Genomic DNA, 16,061 nt, shown 5'->3' with positions numbered 1-16,061 from the left:
CGCTTTTATTGTACCAAAAATGAAAAAGAAGGAAAAGCCGCCTGCTCGGCTTTTCCTTACCGTTTTTTCTTTTTCTTCTTTTTTGCTTTGGCGCCGCGATTGGTGTTGTGATTCTTTTTCGCTTCTGCTTTTGCTTTCTTTTGCTTTTTCCCTTCAATGACGACCGGGGCGGCTTTCGCTTTCGGCGGGCGGCGCCCTTTCATGCCGACGACTTCAAAATCGACGATCCGCTCGTCTTTGTTGACGTTGATGACGCGGACGGTAATCTCATCGCCGATGCGGTACATTTTCCCCGTCCGCTCGCCGATCATCGCATAGCTGCGTTCGTCATAGCGGTAATAATCGTCCGTTAAATAGCTGACGTGCACCAATCCTTCAATCGTGTTCGGGAGCTCGACGAACAAGCCGAAGTTCGTGACAGAACTAATGATGCCGTCAAATTCCATCCCGATTTTATCTTCCATAAACTCCGTTTTCTTTAAGTCATCGGTCTCCCGCTCGGCCTCGACGGCGCGCCGCTCCATGTTGGACGCGTGTTCGGCGATATCCGGCAGCTTTTCCGCCCATTTTTGTTGGGTGTCACGGTCCATCTGCCCATTGATGAGATACGTCCGGATCAACCGGTGGACGATCAAGTCCGGATAGCGGCGAATCGGCGACGTAAAATGGGTGTAAAACTCAGTCGACAGCCCGTAGTGGCCGAGGCTTTCGGCGTCATAGCGGGCCTGCTTCATCGACCGGAGCATAACGGTCGAAATGACCATCTCTTCGGGTTCGCCGCGCACCGCCTCGAGAATTTGCTGCAAGGCGCGCGGGTGGATGTGGTTGCCCGTTCCTTTGACGACATAGCCGAAGTTCGTAATGAACTCCAAAAAGCGCTGCAGTTTCTCCGGTTTCGGGTCTTCGTGAACACGGTACATAAACGGCACGTTGAGCCAATGGAAATGCTCAGCGACCGTCTCGTTCGCCGCCAACATAAACTCTTCAATGAGCCGCTCGGCAACCGACCGTTCGCGCAATACGACGTCATATGGCTTGCCGTTTTCATCAACGAGCACTTTCGCCTCTTTAAAATCGAAATCGATTGCCCCGCGCTTCATCCGTTTCGTCCGCAAAATGTCGGCGAGCTCGGCCATGAGTTCAAACATCGGCACGAGCGGCGCGTATTTTTCACGCAACGCCTCGTCTTTATCGACCAAAATTTTATTGACGTCGGAATACGTCATCCGCTCGACGGTACGGATGACACTTTGGAAAATGTCATGGCGGACGACTTCGCCTTGCGGGGTGATTTCCATTTCACACGACAGCGTCAACCGGTCGACTTTCGGGTTGAGCGAGCAAATGCCGTTCGACAGCCTGTGCGGAATCATCGGAATGACGCGGTCGACCAAATAGACGCTCGTGCCACGCTCATACGCTTCGCGGTCAATCGGCGAGCCTTCTTCAACGTAATGGCTCACATCGGCGATATGGACGCCAAGTTTATAGTTTCCGTTCTCGAGTTTCGTCACTGTGACGGCATCGTCCAAGTCTTTCGCATCTTCCCCGTCGATCGTGACGATCATCTCGCCGCGCAAGTCGCGGCGCCCCTCGAGATCCTTTTCCGTAATCACGTCCGGAACACGGTTGGCGTGCTCGATGACGTCATCTGGAAACTGCAGCGGCAAACCGTGCTTATAGATGACCGATAAAATATCGACGCCCGGGTCGTTTTTATGGCCGAGAATTTGAATGACTTCCCCTTCGGCGCTCATCCGCCCTTCTGGATACGACGTCAGGCGGACGACGACTTTATGCCCTTCGACCGCTCCGTTCGCCGCATTTTTCGGGATGAAAATGTCGTTGACGATCCGTTTGTCATCGGGGATGACAAAACCGAAATATTTGCTTTCCGTGTATGTACCGACGACTTCTTTCACCCCGCGCTCCAAAATGCGGACGATCGTCCCTTCGCGGCGCGCTCCGGCGGAGTCGGCCTGAACGCGAACAAGCACCGTGTCACCGTGCATGGCATTTTTCAATTCTGACGGCGGGATGAAAATATCATCCATTCCCGGCTCTTCCGGCGTGACGAAGGCAAATCCTTTCGCATGGCCCGTCACTTTGCCGCGCACGAGGTTCATCCGTTCGGGCACGCCGTAGCGGTTGCTGCGCGTCCGGACGACAAGCCCTTCTTCTTCCATGGCGACGAGCGTTTTCACGAACGTTTTAAATTCGTCCGCCTCCGCGATCCCAAACGCTTCTTCGAGTTCTCCCACGGTGAGCGGCTTATACGCCTCATCGCGCATAAACGTTAAAATTCGTTCGGCCAATGCTTGATCCATCGGCTCCCTCCTCCTTTCCGCCGTTACCAATCTAACGACTCAAGAAACGCATAAATATCTTCATGCAGCTGGTCTTTTTCTTCATCAAGCGTAATGACATGGCCGGATTGTTCATACCATTTGATTTGCTTGATTGGCGATTCAATTTCGTTGTAAATGATGTTGGCGCTATCCGGGTTGATCATATGGTCATGGCGCGCCTGGACGACAAACGTCGGCGCGTAAATCAAATCAAGGTGGCCGCGCACATCGGCAATGAGTTCTTGCAAAGCTTTCAATGTGTTCATCGGCGTTTGTTTGAACTGCTCCATTTCTTGTTCAATTTGTTCTGCCGATTTTCCTTCCCGTTTTTTATATTCGCGCGCATACTCGAGCACACCTTCATACATCGTTTCTTCGCTTTTGATATACATCGGTGCGCACATGGTCACAATGCCTTCTATAGGTACAGTGTAACCTAATTTTAAGGAAAATACGCCTCCAAGCGACAACCCGGCGACCGCGATTTTTTCGTAGCCTTTGTTTTTCAAAAACTGATACCCGTTCATCACATCTTGCCACCAATCATCCGGACCGGTATGGACAAGCTCTTCCGGCGGCACGCCGTGCCCTTTGTAAATCGGCGCATGGCACGTGTAGCCTTTTGATTCGAGAAAGCGTCCGAGCATCCGGACATCTGCGGAGTTGCCGGTGAATCCGTGCAAAAGCAAAACGGCGCGCTCCCCGGACTCAAAGAAAAACGGTTTTGGCGGAACAATTTTCATCATCGTTCTCCTTCCTCTCTGGATGAAATAGAAAAGGCAGCCCGTTTCTTATCAGGACCGCCCCCGCTTTTCGCTTATGATGGTTGGACGTATGCGACGAGAATCGTCAATACGAAAAACAAAATGGCCAATACGACCGTTACGCGCTGAAACACGGCATCGAGCCCGCGCGCTTTCTGTTTGCCAAACAGCTGCTCGGCGCCGCCGGTAATCGCTCCCGACAGCCCGGCGCTTCGGCCTGACTGCAGCAACACAACGACGATCAGCGCAATCGACACAATCACAAGCAGCGTCACAAGCAAGGCATGCATGCTTGACACCTCCAACGACCTACGTTGCAATAGTTTTACTATACCATAGATCACCGTTTGCAGCAACTGCCTCACCCGTCCGTCGCCAATCAAGAAGGGCGGGCAAACAAGACGCTCCGCACCATAGGGAGGAGATGGAAAAAAGTTGCGCCCCAAGGTTCTCAATGGGAAACAGGGAAACCGGAGGAAATCGCCCCCTTCCATCTCTTTCCTTTCGTACAACATCCCAGCTGCTTGTCCTAGTGAGAACGAAATGAACATTGGTGTTCATCGCGAAAATCAAGTACAATGAAAGAAAAAACAGCGATGGAGGGATTTTGATGGCAAGGCCAGACGAACGAGTCGTCATCGCGATTGACGGCTATCAATTCAAACGGGCGCGCGAAGCGAAAGAAGGGAAAATTTTCGTCACCTCGCCGATCGGGTCGAATTTTACGTTTGATATCAACGTCATGCGAAAACTCATCGAAGCGATCGACCGCGATCCGGCGCTCGCCGAGCAGTTCGGGCTTCCTGCGGCGCAAACGAACAATTAAACGGTACATAGAAGAGGGGGTCTCGAAATGCAGTGAGACTCCCTCTTTCCCGCTGCATAGACATATCCGCTTCGTTCATTACACGGTCCTTGCTCGTGGCTCAAATACAGCGGTCAGCCCCTTTCCCCCGATCGACGTGCACTAAGCAGCCATGACTCATCAGTCGAGCGAATCTGTCGTTTTTCATCCGCCTTTTAAGGACTGTTCCGATGAAGATGGCAGGCTGCACATCCCGCTCATCCCATTCGCCCTTGCCACGCTTCCCGCTCGCGGCTGAACGGATCGTCTTCGACATGGCTCGCAGCTGAAAAGACAAAGACCGGCTTGCGCTCGTTCGTATACGCCAGCCACTCCTCTGGCAAATGAGCGCCATTCGGGTTGCCATTGCGGGCAAACGCCAGCCAAGCGTAATGCATTTGGTCAGCGACTGCCTCGCGCTCCGGACGAGCGCCGACGAAATTCGCGACGCCCGGCTGATGGAGGTTGTGAAACACAAACGGCAGCTCAAGCGCATGGCACGCTTTCAGCTGTCCGCCGAACACCGGCGTTTCGTAATCAAATCGATACATGTACACCTCGGCTCCCTGAGCCGCCTGGGCATCCGCCGTCCGCAGCATCCCCTCGACAAACACGCGATATGTCATGATGCGCAGCCATTTCTGCCATGCGGGCGCTGACGAATCTGCCGTTTCCTTGTAATAGCGGATGGCCGCTTCCGGAACCGGCCCGACTTCGCGGTTGATCCGGTCAAGCAGTTCGTTTTCGCCAAGCTTTGTCCAAGACGGATCCGTCAAGGTAAACAAATGGTACTCATCTTTCGTCACGCCAATGAGAAGCGGAATGCCGCTGGCCGCCCCATCGCGGAGCGCTTCGATCGGATGGCGCCGCAATACGCGGCCATCCACCACCGGACCGTACATGATTCCCGGACCGAGCGACAGCGCCGTCCGCAGCAGCTCCTCGGCGGGGATCGACAACAGCCGATCGCGGTCGCCCGGACGGATGCCGGCCCGCTCCAAAATGCGCTCGGTCATGGCCATGGCTGTCTCCGGCGAACGGAGGAGAAGCGATCCCGAACCGCTTTGCAAGATGGCGCGGTGAAACAGCCCCTTCGCTTCCGGAAGCGACAACAGCACGCCAACGCTCGCCGCTCCGGCCGATTCGCCGAAAATCGTCACATTGTCGGGATCGCCGCCAAACGCCTCAATGTTCTCCTTCACCCAGCGCAATGCCGCCACTTGATCCAAAATACCGAGATTGCCCGCTTGGGCGTACGCTTCGCCAAACCAATCACCAAGATGCAAAAAGCCGAACACGTTCATTCGGTAGTTGATCGTCACGACAACGACATCACCGTGTTTCGCAAACGCCGCCCCATCATACCACGGCGACGAGCCCGAACCAAACAAAAAGGCACCGCCGTGAATCCAAAACAACACCGGGCGCTTCTTCCCATCGGCCGCGGGCGACCAAATGTTGAGGTAAAGCCCATCCTCGCTCGGCGGCTCGCTCATCCTCCCGAGCAATCCGCTGAAAATCGGATCCGACGGCTGCATGACAACCGGCCCGAACGATGTCGCCTCCCGCACCCCATCCCATGCCTCAGGAGGTTCCGGCGGCAGAAACCGCCGCTCGCCGACCGGCGCTTTCGCATACGGAATCCCTTTCCAAACGAAAACGCCTTCATTCGTTTCCCCGCGCAGCCGCCCACACCTTGTTTCAACAACGGTTCGTTCCATCCCCATCCCCCTTAATATTTCGATGATTCAAAAAATATTATAAACAAAAGAACCGCTTGCTTCCATTACTCCTCCCTATGTCAAGAAGGTGCGAAGTTTATTTTTTTTGAACGGCTTTCACTATACTACAATGATCTCCAACTTTAATTTTTTTGATTACTTTCCCGTTTTTGACCAATCGAAGAGTCCCATTTTGAGGATTAGAAACTATGAATTCTTCAAATCGCTCATTGTAGTCAAAATATGCTGGATTTTCTATTGAAAAAACGATTCACTTAAGTCATTTTTATCAAGTATGGTAAAAAATCCCTGTGATTTTTAATGAAAAAGCGACTCACCCTAACTCTTTTTTTCAATGAGATAAGCCTTTTCAGAGCTGTTCTCGTTTCTGATCAAATACCGCCGATTTGAGCAAAAAACTAGTTTTTCACTAGCCTTCTAAAGATTATTTGACCATCAAGTATTGCGAATTCTTTTTTATAATTCCATTCTAAAAAAAAAACTATTGGAAAAAATTAGATAATTTTATACAAATTATGCCACTTGACTTTGTCCTCATCATGAGACGACATTCACGGTCTGCACCCTGCAGCACAAGACGATCATTGACGAATGGTTCCATCTTATGGAGATGGATAGGCGCAGCTTTCCTGAATGCATCAAAACGTCTTGATCAACGCCAGCCATTCAGCGCCCTTTTGCCTCCATCAAAACAACAGGCGCCCCTCCGTTAGGGACGCCTGTTTCTGTTATTTTTTCAAATTGTAAAACGATTTTAAGCCTTGGTAAATCGCAGTGTGGCCGAGCTCGTCCTCAATGCGGAGCAATTGGTTGTATTTCGCGACGCGGTCGGTGCGCGATGGCGCGCCTGTTTTGATTTGGCCGGCGTTCGTGGCCACCGCGATATCAGCGATCGTGCTGTCTTCCGTTTCGCCGGAGCGGTGCGAGATGACCGCCGTGTAGCCGGCGCGTTTGGCCATCTCAATGGCATCGAATGTTTCCGTCAGCGTGCCGATTTGGTTTACTTTAATCAAGATCGAGTTGCCGACGCCTTTTTCAATGCCTTCGGCCAGTTTTTTCGTGTTCGTCACGAACAAATCGTCGCCAACAAGCTGCACTTTTTGGCCGAGCCGCTCGGTGAGCAGTTTATGGCCTTCCCAGTCGTTTTCATCGAGCCCGTCTTCGATCGAGATGATCGGATATTTCGACACGAGCTCTTCATACCAAGCGACCATTTCTTCCGATGTTTTGACGACGCCTTCGCCTTCGAGATGGTATTTGCCGTCTTCTTTGTTGTACAGCTCAGAAGAAGCAACGTCCATCGCGAGCATCACTTGTTCGCCCGGTTTGTAGCCGGCTTTTTCAATCGCTTCGATGATCGTTTGCAGCGCTTCTTCGTTCGATTTCAAGTTCGGCGCGAAGCCGCCTTCGTCACCGACTGCCGTGTTGTAGCCTTTCGCCTTCAACACCGCTTTTAAGCTGTGGAAAATTTCCGCCCCCATGCGCAGCGCTTCGCGGAAGCTTTCCGCACCGACCGGCATAATCATAAATTCTTGAATGTCAACGTTGTTGTCCGCATGCGCGCCGCCGTTTAAAATGTTCATCATCGGCACCGGCAGCGTTTTGGCGTTAAAGCCGCCCAAGTATTGGTACAGCGGCAGACCGAGCTCGTCCGCTGCCGCGCGGGCGACCGCCAGCGACACGCCCAAAATGGCGTTCGCGCCAAGTTTCCCTTTGTTTTCCGTGCCGTCAAGCTCCATTAATGTGCGGTCGATCGCCACTTGGTCGGTCACTTCAAGGCCGATGATTTCCGGTGCGATCACTTCGTTGACGTTCTCCACCGCTTTTAACACCCCTTTGCCGAGGTAGCGGTTTTTGTCGCCGTCGCGCAGTTCAACGGCTTCATATTCGCCCGTCGAAGCGCCGCTTGGCACCAGCGCGCGGCCGAAGCCGCCGTCTTCCGTGTACACTTCCACTTCTACCGTTGGGTTGCCGCGCGAGTCGAGCACTTCACGCGCATACACATCAATAATCGCAGACATATCGACACTCTCCTTTTCGATGTTTGTTATTTAACGATTAACGTTTTTCCGGTCATTTCTTTCGGCTGCGGCAAGCCAAGCAAATCGAGCATCGTCGGCGCCAAATCGCCTAAAATGCCGTCTTTGCGCAGCTCGATGCCATGTTTGGTGACAATCACCGGCACCGGATTGGTTGTATGAGCCGTTTGCGGCTTGCCATCCGGCGTCAACACTTCATCGGCGTTGCCGTGGTCGGCGGTGATAATGGCCATTCCACCTTTTTCTAAAATAGCATCAACCACTTTGCCGAGGCACTCATCAACGGCTTCCACCGCTTTGATCGTCGGTTCGAGCTTGCCGGAGTGGCCGACCATATCCGGGTTGGCGTAGTTCAAGATGATCGCATCGTACTGATCAGCCGCAATCTCTTTCAGCAGCGCGTCCGTCACTTCATAGGCGCTCATTTCCGGCTTCAAATCGTACGTCGCCACTTTCGGCGAGTTGATCAAAATCCGGTCTTCGCCCGGAAACTTCTCTTCGCGGCCGCCGCTCATGAAAAATGTCACGTGCGGATATTTTTCCGTCTCGGCGATGCGCAGTTGGCGCAAGCCGTGCTGCGACAACACTTCGCCAAGCGTATTGTCGAGGTTCGTCGGCTTGAACGCCACGTACCCTTTCACCGTTTCACTGAAATGGGTCAAGCAGACGAAGAACAAATTTTTTGGATGTTTCGGGCCGCGATCAAACTCACGGAAATCTTCGTTCGTGAACGTGTTTGAAATTTGGATCGCCCGATCGGGGCGGAAGTTGTAAAAAATGATCGCGTCATGGTCTTGAATCGTCGCCACCGGCCGGCCGTCTTCACGGACGATGATCGACGGCAGAACGAACTCATCGTAAATGCCGTTTTTGTACGAGTCTTCGATGCACTCAAGCGGATCGTGGTACGTCGGGCCTTCGCCATACACCATCGCCCGATACGCCTTCTCGACGCGGTCCCACCGTTTGTCGCGATCCATCGAGTAGTAGCGGCCCGATAACGTCGCGATTTCGCCGACGCCGTATTCCTTGATTTTCTCCTGCAGTTCTTTGATGTATTGCGGCGCCGTTTGCGGGCCGACGTCGCGGCCGTCCAAAAAGCCGTGGATGTACACACGCTTCACGCCTTCTTTCGCCGCTAAGCGCAGAAGGGCGTACAAATGGTGAATATGGCTGTGCACCCCGCCGTCCGAAAGCAGGCCAAACAAATGCAAGCTTGTTCCATGCTCTTTTACATGGTTCATCGCCGCCAAAAACGTTTCGTTCTGCTCAAACTCCCCTTCGCGAATGGCGATGTTGACCCGCGTCAAGCTTTGGTACACAATGCGGCCGGCCCCGATGTTCAAGTGTCCGACTTCTGAGTTGCCCATTTGCCCTTCCGGCAGCCCGACCGCCTCGCCGCACGCTTTCAATGTCGCATGCGGATACTCGTTCCAATAGCGGTCAAAGTTGGGCTTCTTCGCCTGGGCAACCGCATTGCCGTACGTTTCCTCGCGCAGCGCAAACCCGTCTAAAATGATGAGCGCAACCGGTTTTTTACTCATGGCGCCCCGCCTCCACGAGCTGCAAGAACGAAGCCGGCTCGAGGCTCGCGCCGCCGACTAGGGCACCGTCAATATGCTCTTGAGCCACAAAATCGCGGATGTTGTCCGGCTTGACGCTGCCGCCGTATTGGATGCGGATCGCTTCTGCCGCTTCCGGGCCAAACAAGCGCGAGACGACTGAACGAATATGACCGCAAACCTCATTCGCGTCTTCGGCGGTTGACGATTTGCCCGTGCCGATCGCCCAAATCGGCTCGTAAGCGATGACCGCTGCCTTCACTTGGTCCGGCGTCAATCCCGCGAGCGCTTTTTCCACTTGCGAAGCGACGACGGCGTTCGTCTGCCCCGCTTCCCGTTCTTCCAACGTCTCGCCGCAGCAGATGATCGGCACGAGACCGCGGGTAAAGGCGGCCAACACTTTTTTATTGACCGTCTCATCCGTCTCGACAAACATTTGCCGGCGCTCGGAATGGCCGAGAATGACATACGTAACGCCGAGGTCTTTCAGCATCACCGGGCTCACTTCGCCGGTGTACGCTCCTTGGTCGGCAAAATGCATGTTTTGCGCCCCGATTTGCAAATCGGTGCCGTTTGTATTTTGCACCAACCGATCCAAAAACAAAAACGGCGCACAAATGACGGAATCAACTTCCGCTCTCGGCGGCACAAGCCCTTTCACTTCCTCGACAAACTGAACGGCTTCCGCCAATGTTTTATGCATTTTCCAGTTGCCTGCAATGATCGGTTTTCTCATCGTTCACCTTTCCTTTCGCTAAGCGGCGTCCGCCGCCATTCGCCCCATTGGGCGCGATCGGTCATTTGTCGTTTAACGCCACGACCCCTGGCAGCTGCTTGCCTTCCATAAACTCAAGCGAGGCGCCGCCGCCTGTGGAAATATGGTCCATTTTGTCTGCCAAGCCAAATTTTTCAACTGCCGCAGCTGAGTCCCCGCCGCCGATCACGGAGTATGTATCCGCAGCTTCAGCGAGCGCGTCGGCGACTGCTCTCGTCCCATGAGCGAACGCCTCCATTTCAAAGACGCCCATCGGGCCGTTCCAAACGACGAGCTTCGATTGACGAATGACATCGCGGTACAATTCGCGCGTTTGTGGACCGATGTCAAGCGCCTCCCAATCGCTTGGAATCGCGTCAATCGGCACGACTTTCGTATTGGCGTCGTTGGCGAACCGATCCGCGACGACAACATCGACCGGCATATAAAAGCGGACGCCTTTTTCTTTTGCTTTTTCCATAAACGATTTCGCCAGCTCGATTTTATCTTCTTCAAGCAGCGACTTGCCGACGTCATGGCCGAGCGCTTTCACAAACGTATACGCCAGCCCGCCGCCGATGATCAGGTTGTCGACTCTATCGAGCAAGTTGTCGATGACGCCGATTTTGTCTTTCACTTTCGCGCCGCCGATGATCGCCGTAAACGGGCGATCCGGATTCGAGAGCGCCTTGCCAAGCACTTCGATTTCTTTTTCCATTAAAAACCCAGCAACCGCTGGCAAGTGATGGGCGATCCCTTCCGTTGACGCGTGGGCGCGGTGGGCGGCGCCAAACGCATCGTTTACGTACAGGTCGGCCAGTTCCGCAAACGCCCGGGCGAGTTCCGGATCATTTTTTTCTTCGCCGGGGTAAAAACGGACGTTCTCGAGCAAGAGCACATCGCCTTCATTTAAGTTAGCGACCGCTGCCTTGACTTCATCGCCGACCGCTTCGTCCGTTTTCGCGACCGGGCGCCCAAGCAATTCGCCAAGCCGTTTAGCGACCGCATCGAGACGAAGCTCCTCGACGACTTTTCCTTTCGGGCGCCCGAGGTGGCTCGCTAAAATGACTTTCGCCCCGTGTTCGATCAAATACTCGATCGTCGGCAGCGCCGCGCGAATGCGCGTGTCATCAGTGATGGCGCCCTCTTCCATCGGCACGTTAAAATCGACGCGGCAAAAGACGCGTTTCCCCCTCACCTCAACGTCGCGGATCGTCTTCTTGTTCATCGTTCTGGCCCCCTTCGGTCACAGTTTTGGCAAAGGAAAAGGAGTGGGGATCATTTCCCCGCTCCCCTCCATTTTCCTATTATAGACTTGAATGAATGGAAAACTCAATGCCAAGCTGGCCTTATAGTCCTTTGGAAGCAATGTAGGCAGCCAAATCGACAACGCGGTGCGAATAACCCGTTTCGTTGTCATACCACGAAACAACTTTCACCATTTTGCCTTCGAGCACCATCGTCGACAGCGCGTCGATCGTCGACGACGCCGGGTTGCCGTTGTAGTCGCGCGAGACGAGCGGCTCTTCGTTGTAGGCTAAAATGCCTTTTAACTCACCTTCCGCGGCCGCTTTCAACGCAGCGTTCACTTCTTCGACCGTCACTTCTTTTTCCAGCTCAGCGACCAAGTCAACGACCGATACGTTCGGCGTCGGCACGCGCATCGCCATGCCGTTCAATTTGCCTTTCAATTCCGGCAGAACAAGTGCGACGGCTTTGGCAGCGCCCGTCGTCGTCGGAATGATCGATTCCGCAGCAGCGCGGGCCCGGCGCAAATCTTTATGCGGCAAATCCAAAATTTGTTGGTCGTTCGTGTACGAGTGAACGGTTGTCATCATGCCGCGAATGATGCCGAATTTTTCATGCAGCACTTTCGCAAACGGCGCCAAGCAGTTGGTCGTGCATGATGCATTTGAGATGACGTGGTGGTTTTTCGGATCATATTTGTCTTGGTTGACGCCCATGACGATCGTAATGTCTTCGTTCGTTGCCGGAGCGGAAATAATGACCTTTTTCGCGCCAGCTTCCAAATGTTTCGCTGCGTCTTCACGTTTCGTAAAACGGCCGGTCGATTCGACGACGATCTCAACGCCAATCTCGTTCCATGCTAATTGCGCTGGGTCGCGTTCTGCTTTGACGATAATTTCTTTGCCGTTGACGACCAAATTGTTGCCGCTCACCGACACTTCGGCGTCAAGTTGGCCATGGACAGAGTCGTATTTCAGCAAATGCGCAAGCGTGTTCGCGTCCGTTAAGTCGTTGACCGCCACCACTTCGATGTTCGGGTTTTTCAACGCCGCGCGGAACACGTTGCGCCCGATGCGGCCAAATCCGTTAATCCCAATTTTTACTGTCATCGTGTTTTCCTCCTTACAATGGATAATTGTATCGGCAAGGGACGTTACTCCCCTACTAACGCTTTGGCGGCGCCTTCGTCCGTCACCAAGAGCGAATGCGGCGCCCGCTTTATGTACGCCCGAATGGCTTTCGCCTTCGAAGCGCCTCCGGCGACGGCGATGACATGTTCAACATGCGGGAGGTTTTCAAGCTGAATGCCGACCGTTTTCACTTTGTGAACGACATCGCCATGTTCGTTGAAATAATAACCAAACGCTTCCGCGACCGCATGGTGGGCAATGATGTTTTCCATCTCCGCAGGCGGTGTCTTCCGCCGTTTCGCCATTGTCACCGCTTCGCCGATGCCATGGACGACCATGCGGCACGACTGAATGAGCTCGAGCACTTCTTTGACAGCCGGTTCTTCGACGAGCGACGCATATGCTTCGCTGCTCAAATGGTCGGGTACGTGCAGCAGCCGATGACGTCCAGACGCTTTTTCCGCCATTTTGGCGCAAATCGTGTTCGCCTGGTTTTCAACATCCTCGCCAAGCCCGCCGCGCGCCGGGACGAACAACACATCGCCAAGCTTCGAGTCCGGCGTCATCATTTCCGCCACCGCCGCCATCGTCGTCCCGCCGGCCACAGCGACAATATCTCCAGGCCGGAGCTGCTCTTTCATGCAGGCGACACAAGCTCTTCCCATTTCTTTTTTTACCCAAGCAGAACGGTCGCTATCCCCGGCGACCACCACTACGCGCGCCACGTTCAACTGCTGTTTCAGCGCCGTTTCCAATTCCTTGAGCCCAAGCGCTTCCCGCATCAAGTCATTAAGCGTGTGAAGCAGCGCCTGCCCTTCCTCTGTTAACCGCATGCCTGACACATCGGCGGAAAGCAAGTTTTGCCCTTTCAAAAACTCGGTTTCCGATCGGAGCACCCGCTCGCTCATGCCGAGGCTGGCGGCCAGCGCTCTCCTCCCGATCGGCGCCATGAGCGAAATGGAATGCAAAATCTGATATCGTTTTTGCATAACGTCAAGCAAGTCAGGCAATAATTTTTTTTGTGCCTCTAATAACGGTTGCATCGGCCCTTTCTCCCCAATCGAACTTAGGGACATCACGCGTCCCGGTGTGACATATTATGTCCCACCAATCGATAAAAAATTCCTCCCGCGCCATTTTCATTATAGCAGGAGGAAGGGAGGTGTTCAACTTTTTTGCGCCTGCCGCAACCGCTTTCTCACCGTTTCTTTTTCAATCATTCCATAGCCGATTTCTTCGCCGTTGAGTTCAATGACCGGGATCATTAACTGGTATTTCTCAAGCAACGCGTCATCTTGGTAAATATCGATCTCTTCCATCGTGAACGAATAATCCGCTTGCAGCTCGGTTAACACGGTTTTTGCCTTTTCGCAAAGCGGGCAGTTCGTTTTCGTATACAAACGGATGTGCATCGGTTTCTTCCTTTCTTCCATCTTACGCATAATTTACAAATTCGTGTATTGCTTTCGCTTCGCCGAGGACGGAATGCGCAGCTGCTCGCGGTATTTCGCCACCGTTCGCCGCGAGATGGCGATGCCGTGCCGCTCGCGAAGCAAATCGGCGAGCTGCTGATCAGAAAGTGGCGTCTGACGGTCTTCGGCGGAAATGAGCGTTTGGATGATCGCCTTCACTTGAACAGAGGAAGCCGTCTCCCCCGCCTCAGCCGTCGCGGCGCTTGAAAAAAAGCGGCGCAGCTCGACCGTGCCAAACGGCGTTTGTACATATTTATGCCTTACTGCGCGGCTCACCGTCGATTCATGCACTCCCAGGTCCTCGGCCACCTCGCGCATCGTCATCGGTTTGAGCGCGGAAAGCCCGAATTCCAAGCACGGGCGCTGGCGCTCCACGATGACCCCCATCAGCTGAAGCAGCGTCTGCTTGCGCTGCTCAAGGCTTTTCGCGAGCCACGCAAACTGTCGGTATTTTTCTTTGATAAACTGTTCGGCCTGCCGGTCGCCGGATGCGGCAATGCGCTGCTCGTACCCCCGGTTCCAACCAAGCTCCGGATGGATGTCATCATTGTAGGCGACCACCCAGTCCCCATCCGCCCCTCGAGCGACGATGACATCCGGCACAACCAAAGGCGGCGTGTCGCTCGAATAGTGAATGCCAGGACGCGGCTCGAGCGTGCGGATGAGCTCAAAGACGCGCTGCAGCTCGCCGAGCCCGACGCCAAGCTGCTTGGCGAGCGTCTTCCACGATTTTTCGGCAAAGGAGACAAAATGATGGCGAACGATCGTCTCCGCCAACTCATCGCGCTCCGGAAGGCGTTCCAGCTGCAAAAGAAGGCACTCGGCCAAATCACGAGCGCCAACTCCCGGCGGGTCGAGCGACTGCACAAGGCGCAACCCATGTTCCAGTTCTTGTTCCAATACGGAGAAGCGCACCGCCAGCTCGGCCAGCGGCACACGCAAATAGCCGTCCTCATCAAGCGCGGTGATCAGATGACGAACGATGCGCTCGTCCCGATCGGCCAGCTTCAACGAAGGCAGCTGAGAAAGCAAATGGCCGGCGAGCGTCTCTCGGCGGCCCCCGATGTTCTCCAGCCACTGCTTTTGATCCCGTTCCGTCCGATGAGCCCGCTGCCGCACCCGGCTGCGGCGAATTTCCAAAAACGGGTTTTCCAACGACCGCTCGTATAAAAACGCTTCCAAATCAAGCGCTGAGTATTGCAGCAGTTCGATCGCCTGCACGAGTTCTTTCGTCAGCGCCAGCTGCAGCCGCTGCTCTTGCCTTAACTCCGCTCTCATCGTCACGCCCCCCTTTTCTTTATATTGTACACGACGGGAGCAGGAGGGGGTAGGAGAAATTTTTGACGGCTGCCTGCAGGCAAACGAACGAAGGAAACCAAAAACGCCAAGCCCCCATCTTCCCGCCCTTTGCAGCTATCAAAACGAAAAACGGCCGCAAACGCGGCCGCACTCAAAAATGATCGATCCTATACGCGTAGCTCCCTCGGCAGGATAATAACCATATCCTAAAAGTATTGATATTTCAATATTTGAGCCACACGTTCTTTTGTATCGTGCAAAATTTGTGCAAAATTATTTTCGGCTGCTATCCCGTGCAAAAAAGGCGGAGCGATCCGCCTTCTTTTCGTTGCTCATATTCCATCCTTTTTTAATCTTCCTCATCATCTTCTCGATGAAAGAAGGGATACTTCAGAAGCATTTTCTGAAACGATCCCTCATCCCTTATGGGAAGACGGTGATGCGGAAACTTGTAGTAGCATTTTTGATGCATGACAGTATTGATGATGTCGAGGAACACTTTCTCGTCTGGCTGAACCGGTTCAGAACAAATCGGGCAACGCAGGCGGCCGATGATCGAAAACACGTTTTATCCCTCCAAAAAATAGTATTCATTACACTAACCCGAGTTCGACAGTTTTGAGGCCATTTTAGGCAAATGAAAATGGCCAAAATGCTGCAATTTCAAGGATTTCACGATGCAAATCCTAGGAAAAAACGCTGAATTTCATAGGCACATGACTTTCTTATTTTAAAATAGCTGAATATCGGTTATAATATAGGCGTGTACACACGACGAGTCACACCCAAAAAGAACGATGGAATCACCTTAGCTTACCTCCATCATGAATCGTGGCCGAACGTAAAAGTCGAATGCGAA

At 53.6% G+C, this 16,061-nt stretch carries 14 protein-coding genes; 1 reads left to right on the top strand and 13 read right to left on the bottom strand.

Features of this window, described 5'->3' with window-relative positions; translation table 11 throughout:
* Positions 1-56 precede the first annotated feature (56 nt).
* The 3 genes from rnr to secG form a co-directional block, all read right to left on the bottom strand.
* Positions 57-2,327, bottom strand: coding sequence for a ribonuclease R (gene rnr / locus IC803_RS01685; RefSeq protein WP_081207157.1), 2,271 nt, complete (start codon positions 2,325-2,327; stop codon positions 57-59).
* A 23-nt stretch (positions 2,328-2,350) separates the two neighbouring features.
* On the bottom strand, positions 2,351-3,091 hold the full coding sequence (estA, locus tag IC803_RS01680) for a carboxylesterase (protein WP_081207158.1): 741 nt from the start codon (positions 3,089-3,091) through the stop codon (positions 2,351-2,353).
* A gap of 74 nt (positions 3,092-3,165) precedes the next feature.
* Positions 3,166-3,402 carry a preprotein translocase subunit SecG gene (gene secG / locus IC803_RS01675; RefSeq protein WP_081207159.1) on the bottom strand — a complete coding sequence of 79 codons (237 nt, stop codon included), beginning with the start codon at positions 3,400-3,402 and terminating at the stop codon, positions 3,166-3,168.
* A 320-nt stretch (positions 3,403-3,722) separates the two neighbouring features.
* Here secG and IC803_RS01670 point away from each other — a divergent pair, with 320 nt between their 5' ends.
* Positions 3,723-3,938, top strand: coding sequence for a hypothetical protein (locus IC803_RS01670; RefSeq protein WP_081207289.1), 216 nt, complete (start codon positions 3,723-3,725; stop codon positions 3,936-3,938).
* A gap of 236 nt (positions 3,939-4,174) precedes the next feature.
* On the opposite strand, the gene IC803_RS01665 is transcribed toward IC803_RS01670, so the two are convergent.
* The 10 genes from IC803_RS01665 to IC803_RS01620 all read right to left on the bottom strand — a co-directional run bounded on the left by IC803_RS01665 (position 4,175) and on the right by IC803_RS01620 (position 15,767).
* On the bottom strand, positions 4,175-5,677 hold the full coding sequence (locus IC803_RS01665; protein WP_081207160.1) for a carboxylesterase/lipase family protein: 1,503 nt from the start codon (positions 5,675-5,677) through the stop codon (positions 4,175-4,177).
* A gap of 749 nt (positions 5,678-6,426) precedes the next feature.
* The gene (gene eno / locus IC803_RS01660; RefSeq protein ID WP_081207161.1) at positions 6,427-7,719 is read right to left on the bottom strand and encodes a phosphopyruvate hydratase; all 1,293 of its coding nucleotides are present in this window, start codon (positions 7,717-7,719) and stop codon (positions 6,427-6,429) included.
* A 26-nt stretch (positions 7,720-7,745) separates the two neighbouring features.
* Positions 7,746-9,281 (bottom strand): 2,3-bisphosphoglycerate-independent phosphoglycerate mutase, encoded by a 1,536-nt coding sequence (gene gpmI, locus IC803_RS01655; RefSeq protein WP_081207162.1) that lies wholly within the window; start codon positions 9,279-9,281, stop codon positions 7,746-7,748.
* Positions 9,274-10,035, bottom strand: a complete 762-nt coding sequence (gene tpiA / locus IC803_RS01650) for a triose-phosphate isomerase (protein ID WP_081207163.1) — start codon at positions 10,033-10,035, stop codon at positions 9,274-9,276. Before tpiA ends, gpmI begins: the two co-directional genes overlap by 8 nt.
* A 61-nt stretch (positions 10,036-10,096) precedes the next feature.
* The gene (gene pgk, locus IC803_RS01645) at positions 10,097-11,281 is read right to left on the bottom strand and encodes a phosphoglycerate kinase (protein ID WP_081207164.1); all 1,185 of its coding nucleotides are present in this window, start codon (positions 11,279-11,281) and stop codon (positions 10,097-10,099) included.
* 121 nt (positions 11,282-11,402) lie between these two features.
* Positions 11,403-12,410 carry a type I glyceraldehyde-3-phosphate dehydrogenase gene (gene gap / locus IC803_RS01640; RefSeq protein ID WP_081207165.1) on the bottom strand — a complete coding sequence of 336 codons (1,008 nt, stop codon included), beginning with the start codon at positions 12,408-12,410 and terminating at the stop codon, positions 11,403-11,405.
* Between the two features lie 44 nt (positions 12,411-12,454).
* A complete protein-coding gene (locus IC803_RS01635; protein WP_081207166.1) occupies positions 12,455-13,474 on the bottom strand; it encodes a sugar-binding transcriptional regulator in 1,020 nt (339 codons plus the stop codon).
* A gap of 123 nt (positions 13,475-13,597) precedes the next feature.
* The gene (locus IC803_RS01630) at positions 13,598-13,843 is read right to left on the bottom strand and encodes a glutaredoxin family protein (RefSeq protein WP_081207167.1); all 246 of its coding nucleotides are present in this window, start codon (positions 13,841-13,843) and stop codon (positions 13,598-13,600) included.
* A gap of 33 nt (positions 13,844-13,876) precedes the next feature.
* Positions 13,877-15,181: an RNA polymerase factor sigma-54 gene (rpoN, locus tag IC803_RS01625; RefSeq protein WP_081207168.1), complete on the bottom strand. Its 1,305-nt coding sequence runs from the start codon at positions 15,179-15,181 to the stop codon at positions 13,877-13,879.
* Between the two features lie 370 nt (positions 15,182-15,551).
* Positions 15,552-15,767 carry a hypothetical protein gene (locus IC803_RS01620; RefSeq protein WP_081207169.1) on the bottom strand — a complete coding sequence of 72 codons (216 nt, stop codon included), beginning with the start codon at positions 15,765-15,767 and terminating at the stop codon, positions 15,552-15,554.
* Between the last annotated feature and the right edge of the window lie 294 nt (positions 15,768-16,061).

The organism is Geobacillus sp. 46C-IIa (genome assembly GCF_014679505.1).
GTDB lineage: Bacteria > Bacillota > Bacilli > Bacillales > Anoxybacillaceae > Geobacillus.
This window is presented reverse-complemented; position numbering and strand designations above follow the sequence as displayed.

Excerpts from the sequence above, each read along its gene's own strand:
- IC803_RS01670 (WP_081207289.1), top strand. The coding sequence starts at position 3,723 with ATGGCAAGGCCAGACGAACGAGTCGTCATCGCGATTGACGGCTATCAA.
- IC803_RS01665 (WP_081207160.1), bottom strand. The coding sequence starts at position 5,677 with ATGGAACGAACCGTTGTTGAAACAAGGTGTGGGCGGCTGCGCGGGGAA.
- IC803_RS01635 (WP_081207166.1), bottom strand. The coding sequence starts at position 13,474 with ATGCAACCGTTATTAGAGGCACAAAAAAAATTATTGCCTGACTTGCTT.
- secG (WP_081207159.1), bottom strand. The coding sequence starts at position 3,402 with ATGCATGCCTTGCTTGTGACGCTGCTTGTGATTGTGTCGATTGCGCTG.
- eno (WP_081207161.1), bottom strand. The coding sequence starts at position 7,719 with ATGTCTGCGATTATTGATGTGTATGCGCGTGAAGTGCTCGACTCGCGC.
- gap (WP_081207165.1), bottom strand. The coding sequence starts at position 12,410 with ATGACAGTAAAAATTGGGATTAACGGATTTGGCCGCATCGGGCGCAAC.
- rnr (WP_081207157.1), bottom strand. The coding sequence starts at position 2,327 with ATGGATCAAGCATTGGCCGAACGAATTTTAACGTTTATGCGCGATGAG.
- gpmI (WP_081207162.1), bottom strand. The coding sequence starts at position 9,281 with ATGAGTAAAAAACCGGTTGCGCTCATCATTTTAGACGGGTTTGCGCTG.
- rpoN (WP_081207168.1), bottom strand. The coding sequence starts at position 15,181 with ATGAGAGCGGAGTTAAGGCAAGAGCAGCGGCTGCAGCTGGCGCTGACG.
- IC803_RS01630 (WP_081207167.1), bottom strand. The coding sequence starts at position 13,843 with ATGCACATCCGTTTGTATACGAAAACGAACTGCCCGCTTTGCGAAAAG.
- pgk (WP_081207164.1), bottom strand. The coding sequence starts at position 11,281 with ATGAACAAGAAGACGATCCGCGACGTTGAGGTGAGGGGGAAACGCGTC.
- tpiA (WP_081207163.1), bottom strand. The coding sequence starts at position 10,035 with ATGAGAAAACCGATCATTGCAGGCAACTGGAAAATGCATAAAACATTG.
- estA (WP_081207158.1), bottom strand. The coding sequence starts at position 3,091 with ATGAAAATTGTTCCGCCAAAACCGTTTTTCTTTGAGTCCGGGGAGCGC.